Origin of the sequence: Streptosporangium fragile (genome assembly GCF_039534445.1) — a bacterium.
In the GTDB taxonomy this organism is placed as follows: domain Bacteria; phylum Actinomycetota; class Actinomycetes; order Streptosporangiales; family Streptosporangiaceae; genus Streptosporangium; species Streptosporangium fragile.
In genome coordinates, this window is sequence record NZ_BAAAVI010000118.1 from 1 (window position 1) to 15,166 (window position 15,166).

Annotated in this window: 22 protein-coding genes; 14 read left to right on the plus strand and 8 right to left on the minus strand. The window is 71.9% G+C overall.

Translation table 11 applies throughout. The annotated features are described in order from the left end of the window. Positions 1 to 292 precede the first annotated feature (292 nt). Positions 293 to 907: a TetR/AcrR family transcriptional regulator gene (locus ABD841_RS38850; protein WP_344982063.1), complete on the plus strand. Its 615-nt coding sequence runs from the start codon at positions 293 to 295 to the stop codon at positions 905 to 907. Between the two features lie 144 nt (positions 908 to 1,051). On the opposite strand, the gene ABD841_RS38855 is transcribed toward ABD841_RS38850, so the two are convergent. Both ABD841_RS38855 and ABD841_RS38860 read right to left on the minus strand, forming a co-directional pair. Then, complete coding sequence (locus ABD841_RS38855) at positions 1,052 to 2,251, minus strand: MFS transporter (protein WP_344982064.1); 1,200 nt, start codon at positions 2,249 to 2,251, stop codon at positions 1,052 to 1,054. A gap of 218 nt (positions 2,252 to 2,469) precedes the next feature. Then, positions 2,470 to 3,228 (minus strand): DeoR/GlpR family DNA-binding transcription regulator, encoded by a 759-nt coding sequence (locus ABD841_RS38860; protein ID WP_344982065.1) that lies wholly within the window; start codon positions 3,226 to 3,228, stop codon positions 2,470 to 2,472. A 57-nt stretch (positions 3,229 to 3,285) separates the two neighbouring features. Between ABD841_RS38860 and ABD841_RS38865 the strand changes: the two genes are divergently transcribed. The 3 genes from ABD841_RS38865 to ABD841_RS38875 are packed head-to-tail and all read left to right on the plus strand — an operon-like array spanning position 3,286 to position 5,678. Further along, the gene (locus tag ABD841_RS38865) at positions 3,286 to 4,269 is read left to right on the plus strand and encodes a helix-turn-helix transcriptional regulator (RefSeq protein ID WP_344982066.1); all 984 of its coding nucleotides are present in this window, start codon (positions 3,286 to 3,288) and stop codon (positions 4,267 to 4,269) included. A 39-nt stretch (positions 4,270 to 4,308) separates the two neighbouring features. Then, a complete protein-coding gene (locus ABD841_RS38870; protein WP_344982067.1) occupies positions 4,309 to 4,938 on the plus strand; it encodes a LysE family translocator in 630 nt (209 codons plus the stop codon). Next, entirely contained in the window at positions 4,935 to 5,678 is a 744-nt protein-coding gene (locus ABD841_RS38875; RefSeq protein ID WP_344982068.1) for an alpha/beta fold hydrolase, read from the plus strand. The genes ABD841_RS38870 and ABD841_RS38875 overlap by 4 nt, the downstream gene beginning before the upstream one ends. Positions 5,679 to 5,719: 41 nt before the next feature. On the opposite strand, the gene ABD841_RS38880 is transcribed toward ABD841_RS38875, so the two are convergent. After that, positions 5,720 to 6,607 (minus strand): LysR family transcriptional regulator, encoded by an 888-nt coding sequence (locus ABD841_RS38880; protein ID WP_344982069.1) that lies wholly within the window; start codon positions 6,605 to 6,607, stop codon positions 5,720 to 5,722. Between the two features lie 98 nt (positions 6,608 to 6,705). On the opposite strand from ABD841_RS38880, the gene ABD841_RS38885 reads away from it, so the two are divergent. The 6 genes from ABD841_RS38885 to ABD841_RS38910 all read left to right on the plus strand — a co-directional run bounded on the left by ABD841_RS38885 (position 6,706) and on the right by ABD841_RS38910 (position 9,646). After that, positions 6,706 to 7,071, plus strand: coding sequence for a YybH family protein (locus ABD841_RS38885; protein ID WP_344982070.1), 366 nt, complete (start codon positions 6,706 to 6,708; stop codon positions 7,069 to 7,071). 119 nt (positions 7,072 to 7,190) lie between these two features. Continuing rightward, a complete protein-coding gene (locus tag ABD841_RS38890) occupies positions 7,191 to 7,481 on the plus strand; it encodes a DUF1330 domain-containing protein (protein ID WP_344982071.1) in 291 nt (96 codons plus the stop codon). A 350-nt stretch (positions 7,482 to 7,831) separates the two neighbouring features. Next, the gene (locus ABD841_RS38895) at positions 7,832 to 8,194 is read left to right on the plus strand and encodes an antibiotic biosynthesis monooxygenase (protein ID WP_344982072.1); all 363 of its coding nucleotides are present in this window, start codon (positions 7,832 to 7,834) and stop codon (positions 8,192 to 8,194) included. A 24-nt stretch (positions 8,195 to 8,218) separates the two neighbouring features. Continuing rightward, positions 8,219 to 8,851, plus strand: coding sequence for a DsbA family oxidoreductase (locus ABD841_RS38900; protein ID WP_344982073.1), 633 nt, complete (start codon positions 8,219 to 8,221; stop codon positions 8,849 to 8,851). A 71-nt stretch (positions 8,852 to 8,922) separates the two neighbouring features. Further along, positions 8,923 to 9,210, plus strand: coding sequence for an LLM class flavin-dependent oxidoreductase (locus ABD841_RS38905; protein WP_344982074.1), 288 nt, complete (start codon positions 8,923 to 8,925; stop codon positions 9,208 to 9,210). A gap of 313 nt (positions 9,211 to 9,523) precedes the next feature. Then, positions 9,524 to 9,646, plus strand: coding sequence for a hypothetical protein (locus ABD841_RS38910; RefSeq protein ID WP_344982075.1), 123 nt, complete (start codon positions 9,524 to 9,526; stop codon positions 9,644 to 9,646). A gap of 111 nt (positions 9,647 to 9,757) precedes the next feature. Here the strand turns inward: ABD841_RS38910 and ABD841_RS38915 are convergent, their stop codons facing one another. The 3 genes from ABD841_RS38915 to ABD841_RS38925 all read right to left on the minus strand — a co-directional run bounded on the left by ABD841_RS38915 (position 9,758) and on the right by ABD841_RS38925 (position 11,596). Further along, entirely contained in the window at positions 9,758 to 10,483 is a 726-nt protein-coding gene (locus ABD841_RS38915; protein WP_344982076.1) for an SDR family NAD(P)-dependent oxidoreductase, read from the minus strand. 307 nt (positions 10,484 to 10,790) lie between these two features. Then, on the minus strand, positions 10,791 to 11,117 hold the full coding sequence (locus ABD841_RS38920) for a carboxymuconolactone decarboxylase family protein (protein ID WP_344982077.1): 327 nt from the start codon (positions 11,115 to 11,117) through the stop codon (positions 10,791 to 10,793). Positions 11,118 to 11,188: 71 nt separating this feature from the next. Further along, complete coding sequence (locus tag ABD841_RS38925) at positions 11,189 to 11,596, minus strand: (R)-mandelonitrile lyase (protein WP_344982078.1); 408 nt, start codon at positions 11,594 to 11,596, stop codon at positions 11,189 to 11,191. 590 nt (positions 11,597 to 12,186) lie between these two features. On the opposite strand from ABD841_RS38925, the gene ABD841_RS41040 reads away from it, so the two are divergent. Further along, entirely contained in the window at positions 12,187 to 12,288 is a 102-nt protein-coding gene (locus ABD841_RS41040; RefSeq protein WP_425582116.1) for a hypothetical protein, read from the plus strand. A gap of 192 nt (positions 12,289 to 12,480) precedes the next feature. Beyond that, positions 12,481 to 13,182: a siderophore-interacting protein gene (locus ABD841_RS38930; protein ID WP_344982079.1), complete on the plus strand. Its 702-nt coding sequence runs from the start codon at positions 12,481 to 12,483 to the stop codon at positions 13,180 to 13,182. Positions 13,183 to 13,409: 227 nt separating this feature from the next. Here ABD841_RS38930 and ABD841_RS38935 read toward each other — a convergent pair whose 3' ends face one another. Then, positions 13,410 to 13,910 (minus strand): hypothetical protein, encoded by a 501-nt coding sequence (locus ABD841_RS38935; protein WP_344982080.1) that lies wholly within the window; start codon positions 13,908 to 13,910, stop codon positions 13,410 to 13,412. Here ABD841_RS38935 and ABD841_RS38940 point away from each other — a divergent pair. Both ABD841_RS38940 and ABD841_RS38945 read left to right on the plus strand, forming a co-directional pair. After that, entirely contained in the window at positions 13,894 to 14,214 is a 321-nt protein-coding gene (locus ABD841_RS38940) for a hypothetical protein (RefSeq protein WP_344982081.1), read from the plus strand. The genes ABD841_RS38935 and ABD841_RS38940 overlap by 17 nt on opposite strands. Before the next feature lies 1 nt (position 14,215). Next, on the plus strand, positions 14,216 to 14,533 hold the full coding sequence (locus tag ABD841_RS38945; RefSeq protein ID WP_344982082.1) for a transcriptional regulator: 318 nt from the start codon (positions 14,216 to 14,218) through the stop codon (positions 14,531 to 14,533). 306 nt (positions 14,534 to 14,839) lie between these two features. Here the strand turns inward: ABD841_RS38945 and ABD841_RS38950 are convergent. Continuing rightward, positions 14,840 to 15,166, minus strand: a 327-nt coding sequence (locus tag ABD841_RS38950) for a beta-propeller domain-containing protein (RefSeq protein WP_344982083.1), incomplete at its 5' end; no start/stop codon positions are given.

The window sequence follows — 15,166 nt, forward strand, 5'->3', positions numbered from 1 at the left end:
CGGCGTCCGCAAGCTGGTTCATACCGCGCTCGAGACCGCGCCGGGCGTCCTCGTTGAACGCAATCATTTTCGGCGTCATCACTGCTCCTGCTCTTGATGGGCGCTCCGGGACGGCGCCCGCGACGGACGGTCCGCCGGCGGGCGGACGGCCTGCCGGTGGACCTCGCCGCCCCGGACACGCCGTGCGGTTGGCACTCCTCAGGTACGAGTGCCAGGCGTCAACCGCACTCTACCCACAACTTGCGTGTCACGCACATAGTGCGCGACGCGAAATATCGGATAGAGTCGGCCCATGAACGACGACGCTATGGACCTCCGGGCGCGTAACAAGCAGGCCACCCGGGAGGCGATCAGCCACGCCGCGCTGCGCCTGGCCATCGAGCAGGGCCCCCACGGGCTGGCCCTTGTGCGCGTCCATGACATCGCCGCGGCCGCGGGTGTCTCGTCCCGCACCTACAACAACTACTTCTCCAGCCGGGCGGAGGCGATCTGCGCCTTCCAGGCCGACCAGTCCAGGCGCGCGGGGCAGGCGCTGCGTTCCCGGCCCGCCGGCGAGCCGCTCGACCAGGCCGTCATCGCGGCCATGATCGAGCTCTACACCGACCCCGAACCCGACAAGGCCGGCCTACGCATGATCATGTCGACGCCCGAGCTGGAGGGCGAGGCGCTGAAAGCGTTCACCATGGCGGAGGGCCCGCTCGTGGAGGCGATCGCGGCGCGCACCGGCACCGACCCCGGACGCGACCTGTTCCCCGCCGTCACGGCCGCCGCGATCGCCGGCGCCATCCGCGTGGCGGGACGGCACTGGCTCGAACCCGGCAACACCGACTCCTTCGCCACCGTCCTGCGTCATGCCCTGTCCTGTGTCTTTCCCGCCACGCCGCCCGAAGGCCCGCGGGATCGGTGAGCGGTCACCGCTGCGCGAGCCGGGACCACGCGCCCCGGCCCACCGTCCAGGCCGACGACGCCCACGACAACGGCGGCAAAGGCAAGGGCGCGTGGTCGGGGAGCCGGCCTCGGCCGGCCCGAGCGGGTGCCCGCTAGAATAAATCTACTTTGTAAAGGGCCTCGGTCGCAGGGCGGCCGCCGCCACCGCGACGAACAGCGCCAGCAGGGCGGGGACGGCCAGCGCCCGGGGCAGGCCGACGAGCTCGGCGACGCCGCCGATCAGCACGGGCCCGGTCAGGAAGCCCACGTAGCCCAGGCTGGCCACCCGGGCCAGCGCCCGCCCGGCGCGGGCCGGGTCGTGGCGGCCGGCCGCGGAGAAGACCTGGGGGACGATGCACGACAGGCCCGCCCCGAAACAGCCGAAGCCGATCACCGCGGCGATCTCGTGGCCGGCGAGCAGCGCCAGGCCGAGCCCGGCCGCGGCCAGCGCGCCGCACGCGCGCACCAGGAGCACCGGGCCCAGCCGGGCGGCCAGCCGGTCGCCGGCCAGGCGGCCCGCCGTCATCATGACGGAGAAGGCGGCGTAGGCGGCCGGGGCGAATCCGGAGGAACTGCCCAGGTCCTCGCGCAGGTAGACCGAGCTCCAGTCGGCGGCCGCGCCCTCGCCGATCATGCAGCAGAAGGCCAGCACGCCCAGGAGCAGCGCGCCGGTGCGGCCCCCGCCCGTACCGGGGGCGCCGTCCGGGCCGTCCGGGCCGTCCGGGCCGTTCCCGGCCGGCGCCTGCGGGGGCACGGTCAGCGCCCAGCGCGCGGCCCACAGCGCGAGCGCGGCGATCACGGCGGCGACCGCGGCGAACGTGGCCGCGGGGCCGAGCGAGGCGTGGGCGAGCAGTCCTCCGCCGGTCGCGCCGAGGAAACCGCCGATGCTGAACACCGCGTGGAAGGACGACATCATCGGCCGGCCGGCGGCCCGTTCGACCTCGACGCCGTTGGCGTTCATCGCCACGTCGAGGACGCCGTGCACCGCGCCGAAGACGAACAGAGCGGCGGTCAGCCCCACCAGGTCCGGCATGCAGGCGGGCAGGACCAGCACGGCGCTCTGCGCGAAGGCCATCGGCGTCATCACTCTGACGCTGCCGTAGCGGTCGACCAGGCGGCCGACCACCTGCATGCCGCAGATCGCCCCGGCGGCGATGCCGAGCAACGCGATGCCGAACCGGCCGTCGCTCAGCCCCAGGTCCTGTTTGATCGACGGGATCCGCGCGGTCCAGGTGCCGATGGCCATACCGGAGAGCAGGAAGAGAAGGCAGACCGCGATCCGGCCGCGGACGAGCGCGCTCCGGTCGAAGGTGGTGACATGCATCGGGGAGGGCTCCAGGGTGGTGGTCGCGGTGCGGCCGGCCGCGGTGTCGTACGCCGCGGGCGGCCACCGGAGGGGTGCGGGGCGCCGCGCGTGCCCGGGGTGTCGCACGGCCGGTCGCGCTCGGGTGCCGCGACGCCGGCGGGCGGAGCGGGACGCCGGGGCGTGGCCGGTGGCGCCGGGCCTGGCCTCGCGCGTCCGGGGAGGCGGGCCGCGGGCGCTCAGACGGTGCGGACGGCGATGCCCGCGGCGGTCATGGCGTCGTGTTCGGCGGGGGGCAGGCCGGTGTCGGTGACGACCATGTCGAGGTGGTCGAGCGGGCAGACCGCGCCGAAGGCGGTGCGGCTGAACTTGCCGGAGTCGGTGGCGGCGACGACGCGCCGGGCCGAGGCGATGGCGGCCTGCTTGACGGCGACGTCGGACAGGTCGTGGGCGGTGAGGCCGTGCCGGGCCGACAGGCCGCAGCAGCCGATGACCGCGGTGTCGAAGCGGAGCGCGCGGATGGCGCTCTCGGCCAGCGGGCCGGTGAAGCTCAGCTCGCCGGGCCGGACCTCGCCGCCGGGGACCACCAGGCGGATGCGGGGCGCCGTGCTGAGCTCGGCGGCCGCCTGCAGGGAGAGCGGCATGACCGTCAGCCGGCGGTCGCGGATCGCCCGCGCCACCTCCAGGGAGGTGGTGCCGCCGTCGAGCAGCACGGCCTCGCCGTCGGCGAACAGGGCCGCGACCTCGGCGCCGATCCGCCGCTTGGCCTCCACCGCCTCGCGTTCGCGCACCCCGAAGGGCGGCTCCTCGCCGCGCAGCAGCAGGCTCACCGCGCCGCCCCGGACCCGCCTGACCACGCCCTGCTGGGCGAGTTCGTCCAGGTCGCGCCGGATGGTCATCTCCGACACCGCGTGCTCGACCGCCAGCTCGGACACCGAGACGGCGTCGTTGGTGCGCAGCGCGGACATGATCGCGCGAATCCGATCATTACTTTCCATTTGTTCATTTGAACATGATGTGTGTGAGTTTTGCAACCATGCGGGACAATGACCCTCATGCGCGCCAGCCGTCTGCTCTCACTGCTGCTGCTTCTGCAGACCCGGGGCCGGATGACGGCCACCGAGCTGGCCGGGGAACTGGAGGTCTCCGTCCGCACGGTCTACCGCGACGTGGAGGCCCTGTCGTCGGCCGGCGTCCCGGTCTACGCCGACCGCGGCCCCGCCGGCGGGTACCGCCTGCTGGACGGCTACCGCACCCGCCTGAACGGGCTGACCGCCGAGGAGGCCTCCTCGCTGTTCCTCGCCGGGCTGCCCGGCCCGGCCGCCGAGCTGGGCCTGGCCGAGCTCGCGGCCAACGCCGAGCTGAAGGTGCTCGCCGCCCTGCCCCCCGAGCCGCGCTCCCACGCCACCCGGATGCGCGAGCGCTTCCACCTCGACGCCCCGGGGTGGTACCGCGACGCGGACGACGCCCCCTTCCTCGGGGAGGTCGCCGAGGCGGTGTGGGAGCAGCGTCCGCTGCGCATGACGTACCGCCGCTGGGGCCCGCGCGACGTCGAGCGCCTGGCCCATCCGTACGGGCTGGTCCTCAAGGGCGGGGCGTGGTACATGGTGGCCGCCGCGGGCGAGGGCGGGCCGCGCACCTACCGCGTGTCGCGGATCATCACCGCCGAGCTCCTGGACGGGCGCTTCGAACGTCCGGCGGACTTCGACCTCGCCGGGTTCTGGAAGCGGTACGCGGCCGAGTTCCGCGAGCGGATGCACACCGGGGAGGCCCTGGTGCGGATGGCGCCCGGCGCGGAGGGCCTGCTCCGCTACACCATGGGCGCCGAGATCGTCGACGCGGCGCTGGCCGCGGCGGGCCCGCCGGACGAGGACGGCTGGGTGGTGCTGCGCCTGCCGACCGAGTCGACCCGGCACGCCCACTGGCTGCTGCTGCGCCTGGGCGCCGAGGTCGAGGTCCTTGAGCCGCCCGAGCTGCGCGAGCGGATGGCCGCCACCGCCGCCGGCCTCGCCGAGCTGTACGGCGTGCGGCGGGACTAACCGATTGTGCGCGCTCCGGGCGCCTGTAACGATGACGGGATGCTGCTTCTCGCCTTCATCGGTTCGTGTTTCCTCCTGGCGATGATCCCCGGTGTCAGCACCGCGGTGATCCTGCGCCAGACCCTGAGATCGGGCAGGGGCCCGGGCCTGGCCGCCACGCTCGGCAACGAGACCGGCATCCTGCTGTGGGCGCTGGCCGCCGCGTTCGGCCTGTCGGCGCTGGTGCTCGCCTCCCAGGTGGCGTACGACGCCATGCGGATCGTCGGCGCGGTCCTGCTGGTGGTGATGGGCGCGCAGTCGCTCTGGCAGTCCAGGCGCGGCGCCGCGGCGGGGGAGGCCCCGGCTGAGCCGCCGTCCGCGGTCGCCCGGGGATGGCGCCGCTCCTATCTGCTGGGTTTCAGCACCTGCCTGGCCAACCCCAAGGCCGCGGTGTTCGCCATGTCCTTCCTGCCGCAGTTCGTCCCGCAGGGAGCCGACGTGCCGCTCACTCTGACGATGCTCGCGGTGATCTGGGTCCTGGTCGACACCGTCTGGTACGGCCTGTTCATCTGGGCGCTCGGCCGTGCCCGGACGCTCGTCGGCCGCCCGGCCGTGCGCCGCGGTGTGGAGCGCCTCTCCGGCGTGCTGCTGATCGGCCTGGGCGTGCGGCTGGCGGTGGAGGCCCGATGACACTGGCGTACGACGACGGGGGAGCGGGCGACGCGGTGGTGCTGTTGCACTCCAGTGCGGCCGACTCGCGGATGTGGGACCCGCAGTGGGAGCCGCTGACCGCCCGGTTCCGGGTGATCCGGCCTGACCTGCGGGGGTACGGCCGCACGTCGTACGCCGCGGAGAAGCCCTACACCGACCCCGGCGACGTGGCGGAGCTGCTCGCCTCGCTCGACCTGACGCGGGTGGCGCTGGTCGGCTCCTCCTACGGCGCGCGGGTGGCGCTGGAGCTGGTCACCGCCCATCCCGCCCTGGTCTCCCGGCTGGTGCTGCTCAACCCCGGCTGCGGTCTTCCGCCCACGCCCGACCTGGCCGCCTTCGGCGCCGAGGAGGATCGGCTGCTGGAGGCGGGTGACATCGAGGCCGCGGTGGAGCTCAACGCCCGTACCTGGCTCGGGCCCGAGACCGGTCCCGAGGCCCGTGCCCGGCAGATGGAGATGCAGCGCGACGCCTTCCGGGCCCAGCTCGCCGCCGACCCCGAACCGTCCCAGCTGGCGGGGGAGATCGACCTCGCCGCGGTGACCATGCCCACGCTGGTGGTGACCGGCGGTCACGACCTGCCGTACTTCCGCATGACGGCGCGTCACCTGGCGGAGAGGCTGCCCTCGGCGCGGCTGGTGGATCTGGAGTGGGCGGGTCACCTGCCGAGCATGGAGCGCCCGGAGGAGGTCACCACACTGATCCTCGACCACCTTGATTAATCTACATTGTAAAGGCGCCGGGGGAGAGGCGAACCCGCCGATCAGTGGCCGGGCTCGGCGAACGCCTTCCGGCTGTGCACGAGAAGTTCGCGTACGGCGGGGTTGCGCGTGCTCTTCCACACCAGGGCGAGCAGCGCGGGTGTCTCGGCGCCGTCGATGGTGAGGGCGGTCAGCCGGTCGCGGTGGTGCGCGGCCATCGAGGCGGTCAGGACGGCGACGGCGAGCCCGCGGGCGGCGAGGTCGGCGATGGCGTCCGCGGCGCCGGCCTGCAGCGCGATCGCGGGGTGCAGGCCCTGGGCGGCGCAGGCCTGGTCGAACACCGTGCGCAGGCCGGTGCCGGGCGGCATGCACGCGATCGGGTGGGCGCTCAGCTCGCGCAGGCTGATCCGCGGCTGTCCGGCCAGGGGGTGGTCGGCCGGGACCGCCACGACGAGCCGCTCGCTGATGATCGTCAGCGCCTCCAGCCCGTCGGGGGTGGCGGTCGCGGTGCCGACGAGGGCCAGGTCGACGGTGCCGGCGCGTACCTGCTCGATGAGCCGGTCGGAGTTGTCCTCCAGCAGGGAGATCTCCACTCCGGGGTGCGCCCGGTGGAACGCGGCCAGGGCGTCGAACAGCGGGGTGAGGGTGCAGCCGATGACCATCCCGACGGTGATCCGGCCCCGGACCAGGCCGGTCACCTCGCCCACCGCCTGGCTGAGCGCTCCGGCGGCGGCGAGCGCGGCGCGGGCGTGTTCGAGCGCGGCCTTTCCCGCGACGGTCAGGGTGGCGGTGCGTGCCGAGCGGTCGAACAGCTCGGCGCCGAGCTCGCGTTCCAGCTGGCGGATCTGGGCGCTGACGCCGGACTGGCTGATGTGCACCCGCTCGGCCGCCCGGGTGAAGTTGCGTTCCTCGGCGACCGCGACGAAGTATTCCAGCTGCCTCAGTTCCATAACTGGAGATTCTAGCTTTCATCAGATCAATCTGTTGGACTTCTGGTCGGTGGGTGACCACGCTGGGAGACGTCGGAGTACCACGTCAGGAGGAACCCATGCCGGAGTACGAGAAGGCCATGCGGCCCGAGGACATCACCCGCCTGTTCGTCGAGCGGTCCAACGCCGGTGACGCGGCCGGGGTCGCCGCGCTTTACGAGGAGGGCGCGGTGATGGCCTACCCGCCCGGCGGCCGGACAGTGGGGCGGGAGGCGATCCGCGGGCTGTGGGAGAAGGTGCTGGCCGGTCGTCCCCGCTTCGAGCAGGAGGAACCGCTGCCCACGCTGATCAGCGGTGACATCGCCCTGACCTCGACCCCGCCGAAGGACGGGGCCGGCGCCCGCGCGCAGGTCGTCCGGCGCCAGCCGGACGGCAGCTGGTTGCGCCTGCTCGACCAGCCCGAGTTCGTCCCTCCCGCCCGCTGAACCGTCCGCTTTCGTGAACTGCCTGCTTTCGTGAGCCGTCCGCCTTCGTCCGGACGGCGTGGCCGGCCGACCCTACTCGGGGGTTAACTTTCCGTGGGCCGCGGCATAGGGTCGCCGTCATGACTGTTTACGCCGTGGCCCAGCTGACGTTCACCGACCGCGCCGCCTATGACCGCTACCAGGCGCGGTTCATGGACGTCTTCCGCAAGCACTCCGGAACACTGCTCGCCGCCGACGAGGCGCCCCGGGTCGTCGAGGGGAAGTGGGACCGGGAGAAGGTGGTGCTGATGTCTTTTCCCGATGAGGCCGCTTTCCGGGGCTGGGCCGAGTCACCGGAGTATCGGGAGATCTCCGAGGATCGCCTGGCGGGTGCCGACACCGTCGTGCTGCTCGTCAAAGGCCTGCGGTAGCTTTCTGGTGATCGGGGAGTGACGTCGGGCCGTCCCGGCAGGTGCGACTGCCGGGACGGATCCACGCGGTGACCTCGGCCGGGTTCCGCCCGGGGTGCCTGACCGCCGGGATCGTCGTCGACCGGGAGCATCCGAGTCCGGCTGTCGCCCGCTGGGCCGCAAGCACATCGACACGTTCGACGCCGGCGCCCTTCGGGTGCCGGAGCAGTGCGTGGGCCGGTGCCCTTGGTCCGGCCGGGCATCGTCACGATCGGCCTTCCGGCCCCGGCGGGCCCTTGATCTCAACCGTGGTTGAGGTTGAAGGATGAAGCGCGGAGGTTCGCCCGTATCCGACTGTGAGGAGCGTGCCGGTGAGCGCCGATTCCGGCTTCTACTCGATCATCGACTACACCGTGGACGGCCCCGAGACCCAGCGGGAGCTGGTGGAGGCCTTCGCGGAGATCCAGGAACGCTGGGTGCGGTTCTATCCGGGCTACCGCTCGGCCCGCTTCCACGTGAGCCTCGACGGCACCCGGGTCTACACCATCGTGCACTGGGAGAGCGAGGCCGGCTACCGTCATTTCGAGGTGACCTCCGACACCCGGGGCCGCACGGCCGCCATCGGCCGGGCGCTGGAGGGCCTGTCGGGCAGGGCCGAGCCGCGGATGAGCGGCGAGCCCCGCTACGTGGTGGTGCGCGAGGTGGGCCCCGGCCCCCGGCGGACCGGTTCGTGAAGCGCCGTGCCGGAGGGGGATCCCGTGCGGGCCGAGGTCTACGTCGACGTGCTGTGCCCGTGGTGCTTCATCGCGAAAAGACGCCTGGAGACCGCCCTGGCCGCCCTCCCCGGCACCGGCCGGGCGGCGGTCGTGTGGCGCAGCTTCGAGCTGTCCCCCGGGCAGGGGAGGGTGCCCGGACCGACGGCGGCCGAGGAGATGATCAGGTGGTGGGGTGAGCGGGCATCGGCCCGCATCGACCTGATCCGCCGCCTCGGCGCCGCCGAGGGCCTGGTGCTCGACCTGCACACGGCCCGGCCGGTCAACACGTTCGACGCCCACCGGTTGCTTCACCTGGCCGCCGCCCGGGACCGGGCCGACCCGATGCTGGAGCGCCTGCTCGGCGCCTACCACACCGACGGGGCCGACATCGCCGACCTCCATGTGCTGGAACGCCTGGGAGCCAAGGCCGGCCTGGACGGCGGTGACGTCGCCGCCGTACTGCGCGGGGACGCCTACGCCGACGCCGTCCGGGCCGACGAGAGACGCGCCTTCGAACGCGGCGTCACCGGGGTTCCCGCGCTGGTGATCGGCACGCGGCCACCGGTCTCGCCCCTGCGGCCGCCCGCGGAACTGGCCCGGCTGCTGGAGCTCGGCATGACCGGCCGGCCCGGCTGACGCCGACCGGCACCGCCCTTTCACGTACGACTCGTACCCGGCTCGTCTACGGAACAGGAACGACATCGACGATGGACATCGGTATCGGGTTACCCGGGCATGCTCCGTGGACCGACGGCAGGATCCTGGTGGAGTGGGCGCGCCGCGCGGAGGCGCGCGGCTTCTCCACCCTCAGCGTCAGCGATCGCCTGGCCTGGTCGACGCCGGAGCCGCTGGTCGCCTTGGCCGCCGCGGCGGGGGCCACCGCACGCATCCGGCTGCTCACCAGTGTGCTGCTCGCCCCGTTGCGTACCAACCACGCCCTGTTCGCCAAGGCCGTCACCACGCTGGACCAGCTCGCCGGGCCGGGCCGGATGTAAGCGCTCGGCCCCGACGCCGGGGCCGCGGTCTCCGCCGCCATCGGCCCGTACTATGCCTTCGCCGGTGAGGAGTACGCCCGCTACGGTGTCTCTCTCGCCCTCACCGCGCCGGAGCAGATCACCGGGGCGATCGCCGATTTCAGCCGGGTGGGCTGCGATGAGCTGATCTTCATGGGGAACAAGGCCGACCCCGGGCAGGTCGATCTCCTGGCCGACGCGATCGGCCTCCGGGGAGGATGAGTGCAGGAATCAGCGGCGGGCAGGGCGTTATGTGTGGGGCGGCGCGACGAGCCGTCTTGGGCCGTTGAGCAACGTGGCACCTGTGGTCGCCGACGCGTTCGGCCGGCGGGCGATCTATGCGGTGGCAGCCGTGCTCATGGTCGTGCTGGCCGCCGTCCTGGCGCGGGCGCTGCCGGCGCTCCTGAACTCCCGCTGAACGCACCGCCGAGTCCACCGCCCCCGCGTTCCTGAGCCGCACGAAGGGCCCGGCGCGGGCCCGGTCCCCGATCCGCGGAGCCTGACATCGTCGATCAGCTGTGGTCATCTTTCACAGTGTGGTGCCGGTCTCCTCGGCCAACCTCTGCAGGAGGCGGTCCTGGAACGCTTCGTCGTGGACCGCGCGGTGCGGCTGCAGCCGCCGGCGGTGGTACCAGTACCCGCCGCTGGTCAGAGCCTCAGGCTCGTCGCTGGAGGCGAGCCATTCCTGCGTCTGATGCCCGAGTTCGAGATCGTCCGGTGCGTTCGGTCCGCCCATTCTCGTCGGCACCCAGCCGGGATCGACGGCGTTGCTCAGCAGGGCGGGCCGCAGCCGTGCCACCGCGGCCGCGAGTGTGGTGACGAACAGTTTGCTGTCGGCATAAGAGCCGGCGCTTCGGCCCCGCCAGTCCACCCCGGCCAGCGACGGCCGGCCGTCGAAGTGTGAGCTGCTGCTCAGGTACACCAGCCGGCGCGGCCCGCGCAGCAGGGCCGTGAGCAGGTACGGGGCGACGATGTTGACCGGTATGACCGCGCGTCCGCTCCACACGCCGGCGTTGTGGATGACCGCGTCGAGCGGTTCGGCGTCGTTCAGTTCGGCTGCGATGCCCCGTACGGCGTCCCGTTGCGTGAAGTCTCCCACCACGAGGTGTGCCCCTCGATCGGCCAGCGCGTCCAGGCTCGCTGCGCGCTCCCGGTTGCGGGCGTGCACCACCACGTCGTGGCCCGCGGACAACAGCGCGTCCGCCGCGGCGCGTCCCAGGCCGTCCGTGGAACCGGTCACCAGGATCCGGCTCACGAGACCGCCGCCCTTCGCAGTCGTGAGGCACGGGCGGGTGCCACGCGTGCGGGTCCGGGGGCCGCGCGCAGTGGTGCCCGGAGTGTGGCGGTGGTCGGCTTGACCCGCTCGCCGGGCCGGGCGTCGCCGGCTTGGGCGTCGCCGGTACCGTGCATGGCTGCTTCTCGCATGGGATGTCCTTTGTTCCGGTCGTTGGTCGGCCCGTCCGGGGGCTTGGTCAGGCTTGGCGGGGGCGTGCCGTGCCGCCGAGCGGGAATCGCTCTGCGGGCCGGCTGCGGGAGGAGTTCCGGCAGGCTCCGCTCCGCGCTCAGGCGGAGAAGACCTGCTTCGCTGTCGTGATCGCCGTCATGGCCTTCGGCCAGCCGGCGTAGAAGGCCAGATGGGTGATCGCCTCGATGAGCTCGGTCTCGGTGAGGCCGTTCTCCCTGGCGCGTCCGAGGTGGAAGCGCAGTTGATCGGCGTCGCCGCCGGCGACGAGGGCGGCGACGGTGATCAGGCTGCGGTCGCGTGCGGCCAGTTCGGTGCGATTCCAGACGTCGGCGAACAGGACGTCGTCGGTGAGTTCGGCGAGCTTCGGAGCGAAGTCGCCGATCGTGCGGCGTCCGCCGCCGATCTGCTGGGGTTGCTCGGTCATCGAAGGTCCTTTCGCTCGTCTCTTGCCGGCGCACGGTGGTGCGGGGGAGAAAGCCGGGACGGGTTACCTGGTCAGTGGCTGCGGGCGCGGTTGTACTGCTCGTCGGTGACCGGCTCATTCCAGGTGGTTTCGGTGCTGCCGTCGCCCTTGCCCTCCCACAGGGCGATGTGCTCCATGAAGCGGTCGGCGGTGGCGCCGTGCCAGTGCTCCTCGCCCGGCGGGCAGGTGACGGTCTGGCCGGGATGGGCTTCCAGGACGGTGCCGTCACGGGTGCCGATCAGCGCGATGCCGGAGACGACGTGCAGGGTCTGGCCCAGCACGTGGGAGTGCCAGTGGGTACGGGCGCCAGGGGAGAAACGCACCAGGTTGGCGCGCATCCGGGACGGCTCCTGGCCCGCGTAGATCACGTCGAACCAGACGTCGCCGGTAAACCAGTCCGCGGGCGCCTTGACGGTGGCCTGCTGTTTGACGAAGTCCATGGTGTCTCGCTCTCACAAGTGCGAAATCATGGGTGGGTCAGGCGGCGTCGCTGTGGGCGAGGCCGGTGCCCGGCTCGCGGGAGGCGCCGACCCGAGCCAGGAACGTCCTGCCCCTGGCCTCGACAGCGGCAAGCCGTCCTCACCGGCAACGAACCGGTAGGGCCACCGGCCCGACCCCCGGACGCAGTGCATGCCTGCTGCTCCTCACATGCTGTGATCGCCCTCCAGCGGCGTCCCCCGACTCCGAGCCCCGACCGGCGGCCGCGTGTGTCGCGAGCGCGGGTACAGCGCGCCGGACGACCTCACGGTCACCCGTTCCGCCCGCTCCAGGCGGCCTGCGCTCAAGGGCTTGGCCTCCGGCCTCTACCGCGAGGCGCGGGCAGGAGACCCACACCATCCAGGTAACCGGCTTTCCGCCTGAGCAAACAGGTTCTGCCAAAGGGTGTACTGGCAGTGCCCCTCTCGGAACGCGACCGTCACCCCGGCCGACCTGCCGGACCGAGTCATTGCCCGGGACATGCTGACTCGGTTGCGCCTGCTTCCCCCACAGCGCCACCGTACCGGCGCACCGGCTGCCGGAATGGCAGCCCTTGTGCGCCGCGCTCGGCCTGCCGATCCCCGACGAGCCGTTCCCCCACAAGAACACCGCAGCCGAAACGCGGACCCGGATCGGCGACGCCGACGGCCGATGATCTCAGCGCCTCATCAGGTGCCGGCGAGGAGGGCGGCCGACCGCACGAGCCGCGTCGGTGTCGAGGGTGCCCTCCACCCGTCAACGTGGCACCGACTCGCCGTCTCCGGGCTCGCCCTGTGGGCCGTCTTTGCAAACCGATATGTCGGATAATACTCTAAATATATTGACGATATATCGAGAAGGAGTCGTGATGGGACGTGGCGCGTGGCTGCTGGAGCGGCTGCTGGTGCGGGGAACCGCCGCCGTGGTCGAGGACGCTGGGGGCCGGTGGCGGCGCGTCCGGCTGGAGGGAGTCGGCGGGCTCGACTGGAAGCCGGGCCACCACGTCCGGGTGCAGGTGGGGGAGTTGTCGTTCCGGGCTGCCCGGGACCTGCTGCGGACCTACTCGGTGTGGGACTACGACGGCGACGCGCTGGAACTCCTGGTGCTCGGACACGGGGAAGGCCCGGGCGCCCGGTGGGCCGGCGAACTGCAGACGGGTGCCGGGGTGATGTTCAAGGCTCCCGAAGGCGGGTTCACCGTGCGGGAGAGCGCTGCAGGTCACCTGTTCGTAGGCGAGGAGACGGCATCGGTGGCGTTCGGCGCGATGATGCGATCCCTCAACGGGCCGGCTCGGGCCGTCGTCGAGGTGGGCGATCCCGCCGACCGGCTCCCGATCGAGGGCGACGTGGCGTGGCTCGACCGCGGCGCGGCCTCCGCCTTCGACTCGAAACGGCTGGTGGAGGCCGTCGCCTCGCTGGAGGGGCTCACACCGGGAACCGTCGCCTACATCGCCGGCGAGGCGAAAACCTGTCAAGCCGTCAAACGCCACCTGCTGCACGAGCGCGGCTGGCCGCGCCGCGACATCGTGGTCAAACCCTTCTGGACTCCAGGCCGCCGAGGAATGGACTGACTCACCATTCCTGTCCGCGGCAGGAGCCGATTTCGATGCCGATCCGGCAGGGGCGCCGGAAGTGCCGGTCGGCGAGACGGGGCACCTCGATCCGCACGCTCACCGACGACATTCCGGCCTGGGCCGGACCGGAACCAGCAGCCACCCATGTACGTGATAGGAGTCGGTTATCCCGTACATGAGCCGCCCGGGCCCGCGGCCGCGCAGGGAACCCACAGGTGCGTTGGTCATCGTTGTCGCACATCCACGTGGGTTCGGAACATCATCACGTCGGGAATCTGCGAACCCGCTGGTTTTGCCTGGTGTGTGAGGAAATCGTGGACTCGCTGGGAGTGCGGAAACTCACGCCGCCGTACGTGGGACTGAACGGTCTGCATTGCAAACCTCGCGCCCGGACCCTGGGCTGCAGGAAAGGTCTGTACTGCAAACCTGGAGGCCCGATGGTCAACTCGTACGAGCTCGATCGCCTCGATCGCATCCGCCGATCCACCGCCGAGTACGCCCGCCGCCGGGGGCTCTACCTGGCCGCCTTCGGCCTCTTCCTCGGATCCCTTGCGTTCGACGGCGCCCGGGAGAGCCAAGTCGTCCCCGTCCTGCTCTTCGCCGTTCTGCTCGCCGCTGTGACCGGCTACTACCGCGGGACCTTCGGTCATCCCGCGGCGCGACGGTGCCGGGTTCCACGCCTGGCTCATCCCTGTGCTGCTGTCGGGCGTGCTCGTGGTGGTCACCGCCGCCAACGTCACCGGGACGCCCGGGCATCTCACCGGCGGTCTGATCTTCGCCGTCTTCCTCGCGCTGATGGGCGGACCACCCTGGCCTGGCCGCGGACACTACCCGGCCTCGGCCGTGGCGCTCATGGCCCTCACCCTGGCCCCGCTCGGCGTGCTCACCCCGTCGGGAGAGCATCCCTTCGCCTCGGCCGATCCCCTCTGGCAACTCCTGGTCGTCGGCGCGCTGCTCGTCGTCAACGGCCTGCTCGACCACCGCGCTCTGGCGCGCTCGCTTCCGCAACCGGCCGGCGAGGAGGAATGAGGTGGGCACCCCTTTCAAGGACATGACGGAGATCGACCGGCTGGTGCACGACCCCTCCCGGCTGGCGATCACCAGTGCGCTGTCGGCCTGCGAAAGCGCCGACTTCCTCTACCTCCAGCGTGTCACCGGCCCGTCCAAAGGCAACCTGTCCAGCCATCTGGCCAAGCTGGAGAAGGGCGGGATCGTTAAGATCGACAAGACCGACGAACGCCGTCCCCGAACCGTCGTCAGTCTCACCGAGCCCGGCCGCGCCACTGTTGCCGAACACTGGGACCGGCTGATACGCCTGCACGAGGCCGCCCGCACCTGGGTCCCCTGAGGCGGGGGTCGAGCAGCGATGGAACGGTCGGTGGCGTCAGCGAGGCGTCGGGGCGCGGCTTACCGCCACTCGCCGTTCCGATCCGGGTGGAGCGTCGGACAGGCCCTCCTCCTCGCAACCGAACGTGTCCCCAGCCGCACCCCAGCTCGGCACTTCCGGGAACAGAACCGCGTCGCCGGCCGGCGGCTGAGGACACATCCGGGAGGAGGCCCTGACGCTCGGTCGGCGGACTGGACGGTCGGCCGCGCACCGGCCGAGGGCCCTTGGGGGCGAGCTGGAGAGGGAGGGGTGAGGTTCGAAGGGGTCTCAGGGGGTTTCGGGGAAGGGGATCCAGGCCTGGTCGGCCAGGGTGTTCATGTCGCTGACCTTCAGGCCGAAATCGGAGACCGTCCACAGGCTGTCGCCGATGACGATCGAGCGGCGGATGTCCGGGACGATGGAGGACGGGCCGGAGTAGGTGTTCCTGGGCTGCTTGAACGTGAACTCGGGGTGGGCGATCGTGCCGGTCTTGGTGATCGTGAAGTCGTCGATCTTCAGGACCAGGGCGCCCCCGGCATGCTCGGTATCCGACCGGGTGGTCAGCGGGAGGACCGCCGTCCCGGTCTTGGCCCAGTACAGGAAGGCGTGCGGGTC

Bases quoted from the DNA above. Each gene is read 5' to 3' on its own strand.
- ABD841_RS38850 (WP_344982063.1), top strand. From the start codon at position 293: ATGAACGACGACGCTATGGACCTCCGGGCGCGTAACAAGCAGGCCACC.
- ABD841_RS38855 (WP_344982064.1), bottom strand. From the start codon at position 2,251: ATGCATGTCACCACCTTCGACCGGAGCGCGCTCGTCCGCGGCCGGATC.
- ABD841_RS38860 (WP_344982065.1), bottom strand. From the start codon at position 3,228: ATGGAAAGTAATGATCGGATTCGCGCGATCATGTCCGCGCTGCGCACC.
- ABD841_RS38865 (WP_344982066.1), top strand. From the start codon at position 3,286: ATGCGCGCCAGCCGTCTGCTCTCACTGCTGCTGCTTCTGCAGACCCGG.
- ABD841_RS38870 (WP_344982067.1), top strand. From the start codon at position 4,309: ATGCTGCTTCTCGCCTTCATCGGTTCGTGTTTCCTCCTGGCGATGATC.
- ABD841_RS38875 (WP_344982068.1), top strand. From the start codon at position 4,935: ATGACACTGGCGTACGACGACGGGGGAGCGGGCGACGCGGTGGTGCTG.
- ABD841_RS38880 (WP_344982069.1), bottom strand. From the start codon at position 6,607: ATGGAACTGAGGCAGCTGGAATACTTCGTCGCGGTCGCCGAGGAACGC.
- ABD841_RS38885 (WP_344982070.1), top strand. From the start codon at position 6,706: ATGCCGGAGTACGAGAAGGCCATGCGGCCCGAGGACATCACCCGCCTG.
- ABD841_RS38890 (WP_344982071.1), top strand. From the start codon at position 7,191: ATGACTGTTTACGCCGTGGCCCAGCTGACGTTCACCGACCGCGCCGCC.
- ABD841_RS38905 (WP_344982074.1), top strand. From the start codon at position 8,923: ATGGACATCGGTATCGGGTTACCCGGGCATGCTCCGTGGACCGACGGC.
- ABD841_RS38920 (WP_344982077.1), bottom strand. From the start codon at position 11,117: ATGACCGAGCAACCCCAGCAGATCGGCGGCGGACGCCGCACGATCGGC.
- ABD841_RS38925 (WP_344982078.1), bottom strand. From the start codon at position 11,596: ATGGACTTCGTCAAACAGCAGGCCACCGTCAAGGCGCCCGCGGACTGG.
- ABD841_RS38930 (WP_344982079.1), top strand. From the start codon at position 12,481: ATGGGACGTGGCGCGTGGCTGCTGGAGCGGCTGCTGGTGCGGGGAACC.